Origin of the sequence: Amycolatopsis sp. VS8301801F10 (genome assembly GCF_046195355.1) — a bacterium.
Taxonomy (GTDB): Bacteria; Actinomycetota; Actinomycetes; order Mycobacteriales; family Pseudonocardiaceae; genus Amycolatopsis.
In genome coordinates this window covers 7,579,626-7,594,640 of sequence record NZ_CP176065.1, presented here as the reverse complement: position 1 = coordinate 7,594,640, position 15,015 = coordinate 7,579,626, and the positions used below count along the sequence as shown (strand labels likewise).

Here is a 15,015-nt window from a genome sequence, read left to right as displayed (position 1 = left end):
GCTGGACGGCCGAGGCGGCTGGGGTGGGTGCCTCGGGGTCGGTCGGCTGGGGACTGGTTCGCCCGCGGTTGGGTCGGCGCGGTTGGTCGCCTGCCGTCGGGATGCGGCGGATTCGGCCCGTGGATGGCTTCGGCAATCGCCGCACCGGTGCGGTAGTTGTTCGGGACAGTGGACGGTTGGATCGGCCGCGCGCTCACGGGTGGGCGAGATGGCTCCGTCCGACTTGCGGAGCGCGGGTGAGGTGAACGGCCGCACGGTTGAATCGGCGGCGCTTGAGATGCTCCGATTGGACGGACCGTGTGCGGGTGGGTTCACGGCGGCACGGTCGAATCTGCGGCGGGGAACGTACGAGGCGGTGCGCCAGGGCCCGCGGTGGAATCCGCGGTGCGCTCAGGAACGCACGAGGCGGACTAACCGAACCGACTGCGCACCCGTGATGGGCGAGGCGACGCGGTCGAACCAAGTCCACGCAGGTGCTCGTAACCCGTCACGGCACCGCGTTCGCCGGGCTTCTCACCTCAGCGCACCCCTCTCGGCCGAAACTGGATACTGATCCGCGGCCCCACCGCGCGGGCCGTTTTCGGGATCGCGTGTTCCCACGTCCTCTGGCAGGATCCGCCCATCACGATCAAGTCCCCGTGTCCCAGCGGGTACCGCACCGATTCCCCGCCGCCTCTCGGGCGCAGTGCCAGGTGCCGGGCCGCGCCTACGGACAGGATCGCCACCATGGTGTCCTCGGTCCGGCCGCGGCCGAGGTCGTCGCCGTGCCAGGCGACGCTGTCCTGGCCGTCGCGGTAGTAGCAGAGCCCGGCCGTGCGGAACGGTTCGCCCAGTTCAGCCGCGTAGTGCGCGGACAGTGCCTCCCGGGCCTCGGTGAGGACGGGGTGCGGCAGCGGTGCGTGCTCCCGGTAGAAGCACAGCAGCCGCGGCACGGCGACCACTCGGTCGTACATCTGGCGGCGCTCCGCGTACCACGGGACCTCGGCCGCCAGGTGCTCGTACAGCTCGTCCGAGCCGTCGAGCCATCCGGGCAGCACGTCGATCCACGCGCCTTGTCCCAGTTCGGTGCGCTGTATGCCGGACAGCGGGCCCAGCGTGGCCGGCCCGCTGGCACCGAACAGCGAGCCCTGAAATGCCTGACTCATGCCTCCAGGCTACACGACAATCGAACACCTGTTCGGATGAACTACTCGGCGGGCTTGGGATGTGCGGTGACGACGAGCCGGTGCAGGCGGGCGTCGGGGGCGGATTCGTTGTGGTAGCGGGAGACGAGGTCGGTCACGAGAGCGGTGAGTTCGTCGGTGAACGCGGATCGGTCGCGGGCGGAGGCGAAGGCGATTTCCGTGTCCAGGGTCAGCGTCGAGAGCGGTTTGCCCGCGCGGGCCGCGCGCCGGGTCAACCCGGCGACCTCGCGCAGGGTCCGGCCGGCGACGGCCAGCAGGTAGCTGACCGACAGGCGGTCCGGTTTCACGCGGGCGGAGCCGGCCGCGCCGAGGGCGGCGGGGGAGACCAGGTAGGCGCCGGCGGTGGCGGCGAAAAGCCGTTCGGTGAGGCCGCCCCACTGCCGGGTCCCGGCGGGTTCGACCAGGCCGTGCGTTTCGAGCGCGCGCAGGTGGTAGTTGACCTTTTGCCTGGTCAGGCCGACCTTGGCGGCCAGCGCCGCGGCGGACGCCGGTTCGGTCAGCGCGGCCAGCAGGCGGGCGCGCACCGGGTCCAGCGCGGCCGCCGCGACGGCGGGGTCCTCGATCACTTCGACGTCCTGCATCCCCTGAGCCAAGCAGTGACAAACAAAGTCGTCAAGGAGCCGGCCCTTGTCCGCGACCGGCCGGGGACTTACAGTGACCCACCAGTGGTCTGGACCTGTACCGCTACCGCCGCCCTGAGTTCGACGGAGGTTGGCACGTGCGCACGAGAACCCGGATCGGCGGAGCGCTGGCGGCGGCGGTGTGCGGGCTGGCGATGCTCGCCCCGGCCGCGGACGCCCAGGTCGGCGGCGGCACCTGGAAGCCCTGGTCGCCGGGGTACAAGGAACAGCAGAAGGGCTGCGGCCAGATCAGCGGGCTCACCTTCAAGCTGACCTGCTCCGACGGCAGCGGCGAGCAGCGCGCCGAACGCCGCTACGAGACCTACACCGGCGGCACGCACCAGTTCGAGGGCTCCTTCAAGATCACCAGCATGGGCGGCTCGCGGATCAGCCTGAAGCAGACGTTCCGCGACGGGTCGGACGCCGGGCCGTATTTCCTGCTGGCGGTGGAGAAGGGCGGCCGGCTGTACGCCGTGGAGAACGGCCAGACGGTGGCGACCGGCGCGACGGTCGGGACTTCGGTGCGGGTCAACACGATCAATCAGGTGGGCAGCTCCCACAAGGTATACATCAACGGCTCGCTGAAGCAGACCGATGCCAGCCCATCGGGTAGTTATTACGACAAATTCGGGTCGTATCGGACGGCGAGCGGGGCGGGGCCGATCACCGTGCAGTGGAGCGGGATCAAGTTCTGGACCAGGTGATCTCCGCGACGGATGCCTGCCGCCGCCGGGCATCCGTCGCGCGGGAATTCCGTTGCCGCGGAAGGGGGCTTCGGTCACTGTTGCGGCCATGACTTTGGTTGAGCACTACGCGACACCGCGACCAGTGGTCAGATCGCCGCACGGCAGGCTGGAATTCCTGTGCACGCACGAGTTCGTGCGCAGAGCGACGCCTGCGCCGAGGCCGGAGAGCGCGCGACGTCAGCGGGGCGACCGGAGTGCATGCACGTTGGCTGGCTGCGGACGGACATTCGGTGCACGTGGTCGATCCGGTGCCCAGACACGTCGAGGAGGCGGCTGGAATCGAAGGTGTCACAGTGGGAAATGGCGCTTGCCGAAGCCCGGCGCGTGCTTCGGCAAGCGGCATTTTGGTCGCCGCGGCGGCCAGCCGTTATCTCCCGGGCGTGGGTCGGCTCACCGAACAGTTGTGCCCGGCAGCAACGGCGTCATCGAGGAATTACCGCCAACGCCAGCGCGCATTTCCTGGCCGTAGCCCTCAACTAGCCCATGCTTCGAGCGAATCCCACGCCGCCAGCGTCCGGCGGCTGGTGAAGCGGCGGTGTTCGCCGGTCAGCGGGTCGTCGAATTCCAGTACTTTCGCCAGCAGCTGCAACGGTTTCGTGAAGTCGTCGAGCGGTTTCTCGTGCAGTTCCGGATAAAAGTCGTCGCCAAGGATCGGGATGCCCAAAGAGCACATGTGCACTCGCAGCTGGTGCGTGCGTCCGGTGGCGGGGGTGAGGCGATAGCGGCCCAGCCCGTCCCGGTGTTCCAGAAGTTCCACTGTGGACTCGGCATTCGGCGGGCCGGGAATCTCCTGTGCGGCCAGCACTCCGCGTTCCTTCACGATCCTGCTGCGCACCACCCGGGGCAGCTCCAGCGCCGGGTCATAGGGCGCGATCGCCTCGTATTCCTTGTGTACCAGCCGATCGCGGAACATCGTCTGGTACGCCCCGCGCGCGGACGGCGTGATCACGAACATCACCAGCCCCGCCGTCACGCGGTCGAGGCGGTGGGCGGGGGAGAGGGCGGGCAGGTCCAGCGAACGGCGGAGGCGCACTAGGGCGGTTTCCAGGACGTGCCGTCCGCGCGGGATGGTCGCCAGGAAGTGTGGTTTGTCGACCACCAGCAGGTGTTCGTCGCGGTGGAGAACGGAGACGTCGAACGGCACCGGGACCTCGTCGGGCAGGTCGCGGTGGAACCAGATGAACGAACCGGGGACGTACGCCGCGTCGATCCCCAGTGGCCCGTTCTCGCCATGGATCCGCTGCTCGTGCAGCATTTCCTCGATCCGTGCGGGGGCGACCCTTGGCAGCCGTTCGACCAGGTGCTCCAGCAGGGTCGTCCACGGACCCTCCTCGGGCAGCCGCAGCCGGGCGGGGTCCAGGCCGTGCCGGGGCGGGATCGGGGCCAGGCGCTTGCGTCTCATCGGCTCCCGAGTCTAGTCGGCCGGGTCCTGCCGGTAGGCCGCGATGTAGCGGGCGGTCGCCTCGGCGTTGGCCTCGGCGGCTTTCTCGCGCCGGATCCGCTTGCCGGTCCCGGGCGGGAAACCGTTGCGGGACAACCGGTGGTCGATGCTTTCTTCCATGTAGGCGCAGGAGTAGAAGTACGACACCAGCGCGGCCATCAGCACGATCGCCAGCCGCAGCCCGAGCGGGGCCGGCAGCAGCAGCCAGACCAGGCACAGCGGCGCGATGCCCACCGTCGCGCGCAGGACGTGCCGGGCCTTCCAGTGCTTGGACGTCGCGTCGTGCAGCAGCCAGTCGCGGTAGCGCTCGGGAAGCCGTCCGCTCACGGCATACCAGAACCAGCGGAGAACGCCGGGCCGGTCGGTCATCGCTCCTCCTCGGGGTCTGCTGCCACAGTACCCTAATGATTAGTACACTAACTATTAGTGTGGTGCAGCCCGCGCTAGAGTGGGCCCGAGCACGAGGAGGACGAGTGGCCGAGATCGACCTTGGCGAGGACCCGCTGAAGCTCGACCGGCAGGTGTGCTTCGCGCTGTCGGTCGCCTCGCGCAGCGTGATCGCGATTTACCGGCCGCTGCTGGAACCGCACGGGCTGACCCATCCGCAGTACCTGGTGATGCTGGCGCTGTGGGAGCAGTCGCCGCGGTCGGTCAAGGACCTCAGCACGGCGTTGCGGCACGAGCCCGCGACGCTGTCGCCGCTGCTCAAACGGCTGGAGGCGATCGGGTACGTGACCCGCGGCCGCAGCCGTGCCGACGAGCGGCAGCTGACCGTCGAACTCACCGACAAGGGGCGGGAGCTGCGCGCCGAGGCGGAGAAGATCCCGTATCGCGTCGTGGAGCGGCTCGGCATGGAGGTGTCCGAACTGGAGGCGCTGCACGCCGCGCTGGGCCGGGTCATCGCAGCGACCGCCTAGCGGGAAGAACTCGCGCCGGGATCCGGTTCTGCCGAGGGAAATCTGTCGAGGAGAGCGGAGCGGGCGTGGACAAGATCCGGGTGGGGGTGGCTCCGGGGCTCGGGACCGGGCCGGCGGAATTCACCGGTTTGGCCGAGGCGACGGAGGCGGCGGGCGTCGACTCGCTGTGGCTGTCCGAAGTGGTCTATTCGCCGGACGTCGACCCGTTGATCGGCATGACGCACGCGCTCGCCCGCACCGAACGGCTCAAGCTCGGCACGGGCGTGGCGATCCTGCCCGGACGGAACCCGGTGCTGGTCGCGAAACAGCTGGTCACGCTGGCCGGGCTGGCTCCGAAACGCGTGCTGCCGGTGTTCGGCCTGCTGCCCGCGCAGCCCGCGGAACGCGCCCTGTTCCCGGTGCCGGAAGGCCGTCGCGCGGCGGTGTTCGACGAGTCGCTCGCCTTGCTTCGGCTGCTGCTCGAACAGGACAACGTGTCCTTCGACGGCGAGTTTTTCCAGGTCGACGGCGTGACGATCGGGCCGCGTCCGGCGAAGCGGCTCGACGTGTGGGTCGGCGGGGCCGCGCCTGCCGCCTTGCGGCGCGCGGGCCGGCTGTCCGACGGATGGCTCGGCAGTTTCCACACGCCGGAGCAGTCCCGGGCGGCGCGGCTGGCGATCCAGGAAGCCGCCGCCGACGCCGGGCGGGAGATCGAATCGGACCACTTCGGACTGAGCATGGTCCTGGCTCTGCACGGGATCCCGGAAAGGCTGCGCGCGGTGGCGCAGCAGCGCAATCCGGGCCGTCCGGCCACCGACCTCGTGCCCACCAGCTGGGCCGGGGCGCGCCGGATGATCGAGCAGCACCTCGAGGCCGGAATCACGAAATTCGTGGTCCGGCCGGGATACTCCGGCGACTACCGGCAGTTCCTCGACGATTTCGTGCGCGAACTCGTGCCGCTGCAGAACTAGAACGTCAGCTGTTCGGTCTTGCGGGGCATGAGCAGCAGCGCGACGACACTGAGCACCGAAACGGCGACGATCGCGAGGAACACGTTGTGCGTGGCCCCGGCGAGCGATTCGCGCACGTACGCCGTCGCCGGCGAGTTGTCGTGCGCGCCGCTGAGGACGCGGCTCGTGGCGTCGACGCTCTCCGGAAGATGGCCGGCGACCTCGGCGGGCGGGTTCGCGAACCGGCCGGCGAGGGTGGCGTTGGCGATCGCGCCGAAGATCGCCGTGCCGACCGCGCTGCCGAGCGAGCGGCTGAACATGTTGGTCGCGGTCACGACGCCGCGGCGTTCCCAGCCGACGGTCGACTGCACGGCCACCACGGTCGGGCTGGCGGAAAGCCCGAGCCCGACGCCGACCACGAACACGGCCGCCGCGGCCGTCCAGACCACCGAGTCCAGGCCGAGGAACGTCGCCATCACCGCCCCGACGAGCAGGAATCCGCTGCCGATCAGCGCGGTGTCGCGGAATCCGATGCGCAGGTAGATCTTCCCGGACAGCGAAGCCGCGATCGGCCAGCCGATCGTGAGCGCGGCCAGCGCGAAGCCCGCGGTGAGCGCGTCCGTGCCGAGCACGCCTTCGGAGTAGGTGGGCAGGAAGGAGCTGAAGCCCAGCAGGACCGCGCCGGTGACGAGGGCGACCAGGTTCCCGCCGATCAGCGTGCGGCGGGTGAACACCCACAGCGGCAGCACGGGTTCTTCCGCGCGCCGTTCGACCAGCACGAACGCGACCAGCAGCAGGACGGCGGCGGTGAAGATCGCCAGGCTCGGCGCCGACGTCCAGCCCCACGCGACCCCGCCTTCCAGCAGGGCCAGGATCAGCAGCGCGCACCCGAGCGTCAGCAGGGTCGCGCCCGGGTAGTCGACCTTGTGCCGCGTGCGTTTCACCTGCTCGGTGAACTTGCGGTAGAGCATCCACGCGGCGAGCGCGCCGAGGGGCAGGTTGACGAAGAAGATCCACCGCCAGCTGAGGTATTCGGCGAACACGCCGCCGAGCGTCGGCCCGATCACCGACGCGACCGCCCATACCCCGGCGAGGTAGCCCTGCACCCGGGCGCGCTCCTCGACCGTGTACAGGTCGCCGACCATCGTCATGCTGATCGGCTGGACCGCGCCCGCGCCGATGCCCTGCACCGCGCGCGCCGCGATCAGCACCGGCATGCTCCAAGCGATCCCGCACAGCACCGAACCGAGCAGGAACGCGGCGATGCCGAAGAACATCACCGGACGGCGGCCGAGGACGTCGGCGAACTTGCCGTACAGCGGCACGGTGACCGCCTGGGTGAGCAGGTAGATCGAAAACAGCCACGGGAACTGGGAAAACCCGCCGAGGTCGCGGACCACCGAGGGGACCGCGGTGGCGATGATGGTGCTGTCGAGGGCCACCAGGCCGGTGCTCAGCATGACAGCGGCGAGGACGGGGCCCCGCTCGGATCGAAGGCCCACGGCGGCGCGTTTCGCCGCGGGCGGACTGCTCGTGCTACCCATGCCGGGAATGAACTCCTTCGCCTCGGCAAGCATTCCCCAGCCGATCGATCGGTGCCCCCGCGTTCGCCTGGCCGCCATCATGGAGGCATGGACAGATGGGTGCGGCCGATCAGCCGGGGCTGGGTCGTCGAGGGAGCGGTGCCGGGACCGGACGTCGACGAGTTCGCCGAACCGGAGGCGGTGACGAGGGCGCTCGCGGCGGCGGAAGGGGACACGCTGCTGGCCGCGCAGCATCCGGCGCGCACGCCCGCGGCGCTGGCGGCCGGGCTGGACGTCGAGGCCGCGCTGCCGGAGGCCCGTGCGACGCTCGAACGCCTGCTGACCGGGCATTACCGGCCGGAGACCGGATTCGTCGCGGCCTACCGGATCGGCGAAACCATCGCGGGCGTGCTGTGCCTGGTCGACGTCCGGGAGCTGACCTCGGCCGGGGCGCACGTGAAGCACACCGAGGAGGTCTACCCGGAGGTGGTCGCCGAACGCGCGGCTGTGCTGGACGGCCTCGGCTGCGCGACGAGCGCCGCGCTTCTGGTGCCGGTCGGCGACGCCGCGGAGCTGACCGCCGCGGTCAAGGAAGCGGCGAGTTCGGCGGAACCCGACGTGTCCACTGTGGACCGGGCGGGACTGCCGCACGAGCTGTGGGTGGTGCGGCAGGGCGAGATGCAGGAACGGCTGCTGGAGGCGGCGTCGGCGAGCGATCTGCTGGTGGCGGACGGAAACCACCGGGTCGCGGCGGCGGCGGGGAGCGGGCAGCTGCTGGCGCTGATCACCGAGGGCGCGCAGCTGGAGATCCGGGCGATCAACCGGGTGCTCCTCGGGACCGGGCGTTCCGCGGAGAGCCTGTTCGCGGCTTGGCAGGCGGCCGGACTGGACGTGTCCTGGGCGGACGACGCGACCCCGCCGTCCTGCCCCGGCACGGCGGTGGTGCTGGCCGGATCGCGGGCGCTCTCGGTGCGGCTGCCTGCCGCGGATCCGCTGGTCATCGACCACGAGGTGGTGGAACAGACGCTCCTCGGCTCGGCGCTCGGCCTCGACCCGGACGGCCCGCACGTGCGTCCGCTCCTGCCCGGCAGCCCCGTCCCGCCGGACGCGGACGCGGTGGTGCACCTGGCCCCGGTGCCGTTCGAGACGGTGCGGGCGGTGCACGCGGCGGGGCGGCGGATGCCGCGGAAGGCGACGTACTTCATGCCCAAGCCGCGGGGCGGGCTGGTGCTGGCGCGCTGGTAAAAAGGTGCAGGTCAGCGCCTGGTCCCTTTAGGATCGCGCAGGTGGAGCTACCCCTGATGCCGCCGGTGCGGCCGATGCTCGCCAAAGCCGTGCACGAGGTGCCGCGCGGCGGCGGGTTCTGGTATGAGCCCAAGTGGGACGGCTTCCGGTGCGTCGTGTTCCGCGACGGCGACGAGGTCGAACTCGGCTCGCGCAACGACCGGCCGCTCACCCGGTACTTCCCGGAACTGGTCGAGCTGCTGCGGGACGCGTTGCCGGGCAAATGCGTCGTCGACGGCGAGATCGTGCTGGTCACGCCGCGCGGGCTGGACTTCGGGGCGCTGCAGCTGCGGCTGCATCCGGCGGCCAGCCGGGTCCGGAAGCTCGCGGCGGAGACCCCGGCCAGTTTCGTCGCGTTCGACCTGCTCGCGCTGGGGGAGCGGGAGCTGACCGAGGAGCCGTTCGCCGAGCGGCGCCGGGCGCTGGAGGGCATTTTCGCGCCCTCGACCGGCTTGCAGCGGGTGCATCTGACTCCGCTCACGACGGACCCGGACACCGCGCAGGACTGGTTCACCCGGTTCGAGGGCGCGGGCTTCGACGGGGTGATGGCGAAGCCCGCCGACCTGCCGTATGAGCAGGACAAACGCGTGATGCTGAAGGTGAAGCACGAGCGCACCGCGGACTGTGTCGTCGCCGGGTTCCGGTGGCACAAGGACGGCAAGGGCGTCGGGTCGCTGCTGCTCGGGCTGTACGACGACGAGGGGGCGCTGCACCACGTCGGCGTCGCGAGCAGCTTCACCGCGGCGCGGCGGCGGGAGCTGGTCGAGGAGCTGGCCCCGTGGCGGGAGAACGCGCTGGACGGGCATCCGTGGCGGACGTGGGCGGAATGGCAGTCCGAGGAGGTGCGCCGGCCGGGCGCCAACAGCCGGTGGGCTCCGGACAAGGACCTGTCGTGGGAACCGCTGCGCCCGGAACAGGTCGCGGAAGTGCGCTACGAACACCTCCAGGGCGGCCGCTTCCGGCACGGCGGCCGATTGGTGCGGTTCCGCCCGGACCGGACCCCGGAATCGTGCACCTACGCACAGCTGGAAGAAGCCCCGCCGGCCGAGCTGGCGGATTTGTTCGGGGAGGCCCGATGAGCGGCGTGGCGCTGGACGTCGACGGCGTGGAATTGACGATCTCCAGTCCGGACAAGGTGTATTTCCCGGAACGAGGCGAAACCAAGCTCGATCTCGTCCGGTATTACCAAGCCGTCGCCGGCCCGTTGCTGGCCCGGCTCGGCGGACGCCCATTGCTGCTGGAGCGCTATCCGGACGGCGCGGGCGGGAAATCGTGGTTCCAAAAACGCATCCCGAAGAACGCTCCGGCCTGGCTGACCACCGCCGTCGTCTCCACCCCCAACGGCACCACCAGCGACGCGCTGGTGGCCGCGGATCTGGCGCACGTCCTGTGGGCGGTCAACCAAGGCTGCCTGGGCTTCCACGTGTGGCCGAACCGCGCGGCAGCCTTGGAGATCGCGGACGAACTGCGCATCGACCTCGACCCGTCGCCCGGGATCGGCTTCCCGCAGCTGCGCGAAGCAGCGGTGCTGGTGCGGGAATTCCTGGCCGAATTGGGAATCGAGGTCTACGTGAAGACCTCGGGATCCCGCGGATTGCACCTGTATTCGATTCTGGAACCACGCTGGGACGGTTACGAGGTGCGAGCCGCCGCGGTGGCGCTGGCAAGGGCTTTGGAACGGCGGCACCCGGACTTGATCACCGCGCAGTGGTGGAAGGAAGAACGCGGCTCACGGGTCTTTGTGGACTTCAACCAGAACGCGCCGCACAAGACGGTCTTCGGAGCTTGGTGCGTGCGACCGAGGGTCGGCGGACAGGTTTCCACGCCGATCGCCTGGGACGAACTGGCGACAGTAGAGCCGGACGCCTTGACGCTTTCGACGGTCCCGGCACTGGTCGCGGAACGGGGAGATCCGTGGGCCGGCGCGAACGACCGGCCGCAGTCGATCGAGGCGCTGCTGGAGATGTCGCGCGAGGACCTGGCCCGCGGGCTGATGGACGCGCCGTGGCCGCCGGTGTATCCGAAGATGCCGAACGAACCGCCCCGGGTCGCGCCGAGCCGGGCGAAGAAGGAATGACCCGGCAGGCCTCACCCCAGCGGCAGATCGAACGCCAGCTGCTCCTGCGCGCCCGCTCCCGCCGGCACTCCGGCCAAAGTGCCCGCGCACCCGGGACACGGCGTGACGTGCCCCGTCCCCGGAGCGGTCAGATCGACCGGCGTCCACGTCCGCGATTCCCGCTCCCCGCACGCGGACCGCCGGTACCGCAGATCGTCCGCCCGGGTCATCAGATGCGCGACCGGATCGTCCTCCGGCAGCGCGCCTACGAGGTACCACCGAGCCGCAATCGTCTTCGCCATGGAACTAGTCCTCCAAAGAGGCTGGTCCGAGCTACGAAGACATAGTGCGACTCCGCTCCGGCAAACCCGCGCGTTTACGCGTCTTCGGCGTGGCGCTCTTCCGCAGGCTCGTCCAGATACCGCAGAAACCGCAAAAGCCCCCGCTCATCCGGCGCATCGTCCTCCGCCACACACGCGGCGAGCTGCCGCTCAATAGCCGCGGAATCAATCCCGGCGCCAATCAGCACCAGCTCGGTCCGCCGCGGCCCAGACCCCCACGAAGACCGCTCTACCTGCACAAACGCTCCGACGGTGTGCAACCCGAACCGGGACCGGGCCTCGGCCGACCCGAGATCCACGTGCCCCTTGACCCGGTAAAGCCCAGCGGGCCGGCTCTCCAGAAACGCGAGAAACCGCCGAGGCGAAAGCGGCCGGTCAGCGGTGAACGTCACGCTCTCGTACTGTTCGTGCAGATGCTCGGAATGATCATGTTCCCGCAGATCGTCGAATGACAACTGCCCGTAGCTTTCCCGAGGCCGGGGATCGAAAAACAACCCCGGATCGACCCGTCCCCGTTCAGTCGCCAGCACCGGCACCCCGGGCGCGTGCTCCTCGACCACCGCCCGCACCTTGGCCAGCGCGTCCGCCTCGGCCCGGTCGGCCTTGTTGAGCACCACCAGGTCCGCGACCCGCAGGTGCTCGGTCAGTTCCGGATGCCGGACCCGCGTGGCCTCGAACTCGACCGCGTCGACGACTTCGACCAGCCCGCCGTAGCGGATGTCCGGGTTCTCGCTGGCGATCATCAGCCGCAGCAGGTCGCGCGGCTCGGCGATCCCGCTGGCCTCCACGACGATCACGTCGATGCCCGCCTCCGGCCGCGACAGCTTGCCCAGCATCGCGTCCAGCCCGCTGGCGTCGACCGCGCAGCACAGGCAGCCGTTGCCCAGGGACACCATCGTGTCGACCTGCCCGGCGACCGCGAGCGCGTCGATGTTCACCTGGCCGAAGTCGTTCACCACGACCCCGACCCGGACGCCTTGGCGGTTGGCGAGCAGATGGTTGAGCATCGTGGTCTTCCCCGCTCCGAGAAAACCCGCGACGAGCACTACCGGAACCCGCTGCCTGGCCACGCGTCCACTCCTCCTTCACGTCCGGGCCGCCGACGATACCCGCAGCGGGCGCCGGGACCGGGGCAACCTCGGCGAACGGAGCGCGTCGTCGTGGCAGGATGACCTGATGATCTGGACGCCGGGCAGGGAGGACCGCGTCGACGGCATGCCGACGGCCGGGGAATGGCGGCGGTTGTCGGTCGTGCCGGAGAAACGGGAGGTCTTCGGCTGCGACCTGTACTTCCGCGAGGGCTGGGCGGACGTGCTTTCGGTGTTCGGCGGCGACGCGACCGGTGTCCTCGGCGGGCTGGCGATGCTGGTGGTCAAACCGGACGCGGTGGCCGGGCGCAGGCTCGGCCCGATCATGGAGTACTTGGCGGACAACGGTTTCGTGCCCGTCGCCACGACGCGGTTCGCCTACACGCGGCATTCGATGCGCGAGGTGTGGCGCTACGACTGGCACATCTACACCGTGGACCGGCTGCAGCTGTGCACTTTCTGGTATCTCACCAACGACGTGCTGGTGTTCCTGGCGCGCGACGTCCGCCCGGTCCCGGGGCTGCCCGCCACGGTCCGGCTGTGCGAGCTGAAGGGTGTCGGCGACCCGGCCCGGCGCCAGTCGCACCATCTGCGCACGAAATTGAACCCGCCCAACCGGATGCTGAACTTCGTGCACGTCGGCGATGAACCGGCGGACATCGTGCGCGAGCTGGCGATTTTCCTCGACCGCCCGGAGCGGCTCCGGTTCCTCGAGGACCTGCGGGCGCATCTCGGCGAGGACCGCACGGCGCAGGCGCGGGCCGAGATCGCGGCCCTCGAAGCGGACTGCCCGGCGCACGACCTGGACCTCGCCGCGGCGTTGTCCCGGCTGGCCCCGCTGGCGGGCGAGGCCGCGGCGGCCCGGTTGCGGGACGTCGCCGCGAGCGGGGAGCGAATCAGCTGGGACGAGCTGGCCGAGCTGGTGCCCTTCGAGAAGGCCGATCGCTGGGACGTGATCGTGACGGCGTCGTTCGTGGTGCACGACGAACGTCCGGTGCCGCATGCGTTGCTGCCGCCCGTTTCTCCGGAGGCCTGGACGGCGCGGTAGCGCTGTCTGCAATGGACGCCGGGCCCGGGGTTTGTTCCCGAGCGGGGGAGCCGGGTTGGCGATTGCCTTCGGAGACCAGGCGGGACCCCGAGGCCAGTCCCGCCAGTACTTCCCGGCGCTGCGGCGAGTCGAGCGGCAGGCTGAGTTCGCGGACCAAGTCGGCGGGCTCGTCGGCGACGTGCACGTATCTGAGGTTCCGGTTGTGCTGGCCCAGCAGGGCGCGCAGCGTGCCGGGCTCGCGCTCCCGCGGGCCGTCCCGCAGGAGCAGCAGGGCAGGGCGGTGACGCGGGCACCTTCCCGGAAATAGGTTTCGCGGCAGTAGGCGAGGCGCTTCGCGGGCGTGAAGCACCGATGAGCAGTCAGCAAAAAAATGCCGAACGCTTTCGGCGCGGAACTCCCGCGTACCAATCGTCCACTGTGGACAACGGGGTTTTCCCGCCAGGACAGGCGTTTTCAGTGGTCCGGACCAGTAAGCGCGGATGATCCCGCATCCCCGTACTCGCGGATTCCGCCGGATGTCGCAGGCGGATTGGTCGGTTCCGGGTCTTGTCTCCACATATTCCCCGGCATTCCCCGAATTCGCGTAGAATGTTGTTCACCCGGATGGTCGCTGCGCCGGTTTGCCGGGGTCCATAGAGTCTGAGGGGCAGCCCTGGTCCAGTGGGGGAATCACCGCCAGCGGCTTCGCTTCGCGGCTCGCACAGTGCCGCGCTGGAACGGACGGGTGCGGGTGAGCCCCGGACGCGCCGTGCGCGGCACTGGACCGATCGGCTGCGCGAACACCCCGTAATCGCACCGCATCCGGCACGCCGCGCCCCGAGCGGCGTGCAGCCGAGCACGAGCACCACCGCGCGCACCGTCGTCGCACCGGCGGCGCTTCGCGTGCCCGGACGGTCGACGCCGCACCGGGCGGCCGCCGACCAGCCGGAATCCGTTCAGCGGGACGGCCGGGAACCCTGCTCGACCGATCTCCGCGCGACCGCGGCCCGGCCGGAAGGCGGAAAGGACCACACAACCCGAGGAAGAACATTCCCGGAGGGCCGGAATGCACCGACTGCCCGAACCCCGCAGCATCACCCTGACCACCCAGCAGGAGGCCGAAACCTTCGGAACCGACTGGCGCGCTCGCGCGTTCCGCGACGTCGAATCCCGGCTCACCGACCGCGGTTTCCCCTGTGTCTTCTCGAGAAACGCGTTCCGCAAGAGGCTGCTGCTGTTCGCCTTCGCCGAGGACGCCGGTCCGGACGCCATCGCGAGACTCGGCGTCCAGCTGGCCGAGTACGTGGAGCTTTCCCGGGACTGGAACGGCCATCTCGACACCGCGTACCCGCTGCTGATCGTGTTCTCGCCCGCGGCGGTGTCCGCCGGGTCGGTCGCCGGGTACCAGGCGTTCGGCTGGGAGGTGCTCCAGAAGCTGCACCACGTCGACCCCGCGCCGTGGCCGGAGAACGTCGGCACCGACCCCGCGGACAGCTCGTGGTCCATGTGTTTCAACGGAATGCCGTTGTTCTTCAACATGAGCAGCCCCGCGCACCGGGTCCGGCGCAGCCGCAACCTCGGCGAGCACTTCGTGCTCGTGGTCAACCCGCGCGAGCGGTTCGACGTCGTCGCGGGCGACACCCCGAGCGGGCGCAAGGTCCGCGGCAACATCCGGGCGAGGATCGACCGCTACGACGGCGCCCCGCGCGCCCGCCAGCTCGGCTCGTACGGCGTCGCCGGGCTCGAATGGTGGCAGTACGGCCTGCCCGAGGACGACGTCGACCGGACCGATTCCTGCCCGTTTTCCTTCCGGGCCCCCGAAACCGCGCAGCCGGACGGGGCCGCGGCCGCTACCTGAT

At 70.2% G+C, this 15,015-nt stretch carries 16 protein-coding genes; 9 read left to right on the top strand and 7 right to left on the bottom strand.

What is annotated here, in order from left to right:
* Positions 1-518: 518 nt before the first annotated feature.
* Together F9C11_RS34780 and F9C11_RS34775 are read right to left on the bottom strand one after the other, a co-directional pair.
* Entirely contained in the window at positions 519-1,145 is a 627-nt protein-coding gene (locus tag F9C11_RS34780; protein ID WP_409181601.1) for an alpha-ketoglutarate-dependent dioxygenase AlkB, read from the bottom strand.
* A 41-nt stretch (positions 1,146-1,186) separates the two neighbouring features.
* The gene (locus F9C11_RS34775; protein WP_409181600.1) at positions 1,187-1,765 is read right to left on the bottom strand and encodes an ArsR/SmtB family transcription factor; all 579 of its coding nucleotides are present in this window, start codon (positions 1,763-1,765) and stop codon (positions 1,187-1,189) included.
* Positions 1,766-1,959: 194 nt separating this feature from the next.
* Between F9C11_RS34775 and F9C11_RS34770 the strand changes: the two genes are divergently transcribed.
* Positions 1,960-2,508: a hypothetical protein gene (locus F9C11_RS34770; RefSeq protein WP_409187036.1), complete on the top strand. Its 549-nt coding sequence runs from the start codon at positions 1,960-1,962 to the stop codon at positions 2,506-2,508.
* 514 nt (positions 2,509-3,022) lie between these two features.
* Here F9C11_RS34770 and F9C11_RS34765 read toward each other — a convergent pair.
* Both F9C11_RS34765 and F9C11_RS34760 read right to left on the bottom strand, forming a co-directional pair.
* Positions 3,023-3,952: an RluA family pseudouridine synthase gene (locus F9C11_RS34765; protein WP_409181599.1), complete on the bottom strand. Its 930-nt coding sequence runs from the start codon at positions 3,950-3,952 to the stop codon at positions 3,023-3,025.
* Between the two features lie 12 nt (positions 3,953-3,964).
* Positions 3,965-4,360, bottom strand: coding sequence for a DUF5313 domain-containing protein (locus tag F9C11_RS34760; RefSeq protein WP_037353431.1), 396 nt, complete (start codon positions 4,358-4,360; stop codon positions 3,965-3,967).
* A 104-nt stretch (positions 4,361-4,464) separates the two neighbouring features.
* Between F9C11_RS34760 and F9C11_RS34755 the strand changes: the two genes are divergently transcribed.
* Positions 4,465-4,908: a MarR family winged helix-turn-helix transcriptional regulator gene (locus F9C11_RS34755; protein ID WP_409181598.1), complete on the top strand. Its 444-nt coding sequence runs from the start codon at positions 4,465-4,467 to the stop codon at positions 4,906-4,908.
* A 65-nt stretch (positions 4,909-4,973) separates the two neighbouring features.
* A complete protein-coding gene (locus tag F9C11_RS34750; protein ID WP_409181597.1) occupies positions 4,974-5,858 on the top strand; it encodes a TIGR03854 family LLM class F420-dependent oxidoreductase in 885 nt (294 codons plus the stop codon).
* Here F9C11_RS34750 and F9C11_RS34745 read toward each other — a convergent pair.
* The gene (locus tag F9C11_RS34745) at positions 5,855-7,381 is read right to left on the bottom strand and encodes an MDR family MFS transporter (protein WP_409181596.1); all 1,527 of its coding nucleotides are present in this window, start codon (positions 7,379-7,381) and stop codon (positions 5,855-5,857) included. The two genes, F9C11_RS34750 and F9C11_RS34745, sit on opposite strands and share 4 nt — an antisense overlap.
* Before the next feature lie 87 nt (positions 7,382-7,468).
* Between F9C11_RS34745 and F9C11_RS34740 the strand changes: the two genes are divergently transcribed.
* From F9C11_RS34740 to ligD, 3 genes are read left to right on the top strand one after another with little or no spacing between them, the layout of a single operon-like run.
* Complete coding sequence (locus tag F9C11_RS34740) at positions 7,469-8,605, top strand: DUF1015 family protein (RefSeq protein WP_409181595.1); 1,137 nt, start codon at positions 7,469-7,471, stop codon at positions 8,603-8,605.
* 41 nt (positions 8,606-8,646) lie between these two features.
* Complete coding sequence (locus F9C11_RS34735) at positions 8,647-9,723, top strand: ATP-dependent DNA ligase (protein ID WP_409181594.1); 1,077 nt, start codon at positions 8,647-8,649, stop codon at positions 9,721-9,723.
* Positions 9,720-10,721 carry a non-homologous end-joining DNA ligase gene (gene ligD, locus F9C11_RS34730; protein WP_409181593.1) on the top strand — a complete coding sequence of 334 codons (1,002 nt, stop codon included), beginning with the start codon at positions 9,720-9,722 and terminating at the stop codon, positions 10,719-10,721. Before F9C11_RS34735 ends, ligD begins: the two co-directional genes overlap by 4 nt.
* 11 nt (positions 10,722-10,732) lie before the next feature.
* On the opposite strand, the gene F9C11_RS34725 is transcribed toward ligD, so the two are convergent.
* Both F9C11_RS34725 and F9C11_RS34720 read right to left on the bottom strand, forming a co-directional pair.
* A complete protein-coding gene (locus F9C11_RS34725; RefSeq protein ID WP_409181592.1) occupies positions 10,733-11,002 on the bottom strand; it encodes a hypothetical protein in 270 nt (89 codons plus the stop codon).
* A gap of 74 nt (positions 11,003-11,076) precedes the next feature.
* A complete protein-coding gene (locus F9C11_RS34720) occupies positions 11,077-12,111 on the bottom strand; it encodes a CobW family GTP-binding protein (protein ID WP_409181591.1) in 1,035 nt (344 codons plus the stop codon).
* A gap of 106 nt (positions 12,112-12,217) precedes the next feature.
* Between F9C11_RS34720 and F9C11_RS34715 the strand changes: the two genes are divergently transcribed.
* From F9C11_RS34715 to F9C11_RS34705, 3 genes are all read left to right on the top strand, one after another.
* Positions 12,218-13,177 carry a nucleoside-diphosphate kinase gene (locus F9C11_RS34715; RefSeq protein WP_409181590.1) on the top strand — a complete coding sequence of 320 codons (960 nt, stop codon included), beginning with the start codon at positions 12,218-12,220 and terminating at the stop codon, positions 13,175-13,177.
* A gap of 55 nt (positions 13,178-13,232) precedes the next feature.
* A complete protein-coding gene (locus tag F9C11_RS34710) occupies positions 13,233-13,484 on the top strand; it encodes a hypothetical protein (protein WP_409181589.1) in 252 nt (83 codons plus the stop codon).
* Positions 13,485-14,222: 738 nt separating this feature from the next.
* Positions 14,223-15,014 carry a YqcI/YcgG family protein gene (locus F9C11_RS34705; protein WP_409181588.1) on the top strand — a complete coding sequence of 264 codons (792 nt, stop codon included), beginning with the start codon at positions 14,223-14,225 and terminating at the stop codon, positions 15,012-15,014.
* The last annotated feature ends 1 nt before the right edge of the window (position 15,015 follow it).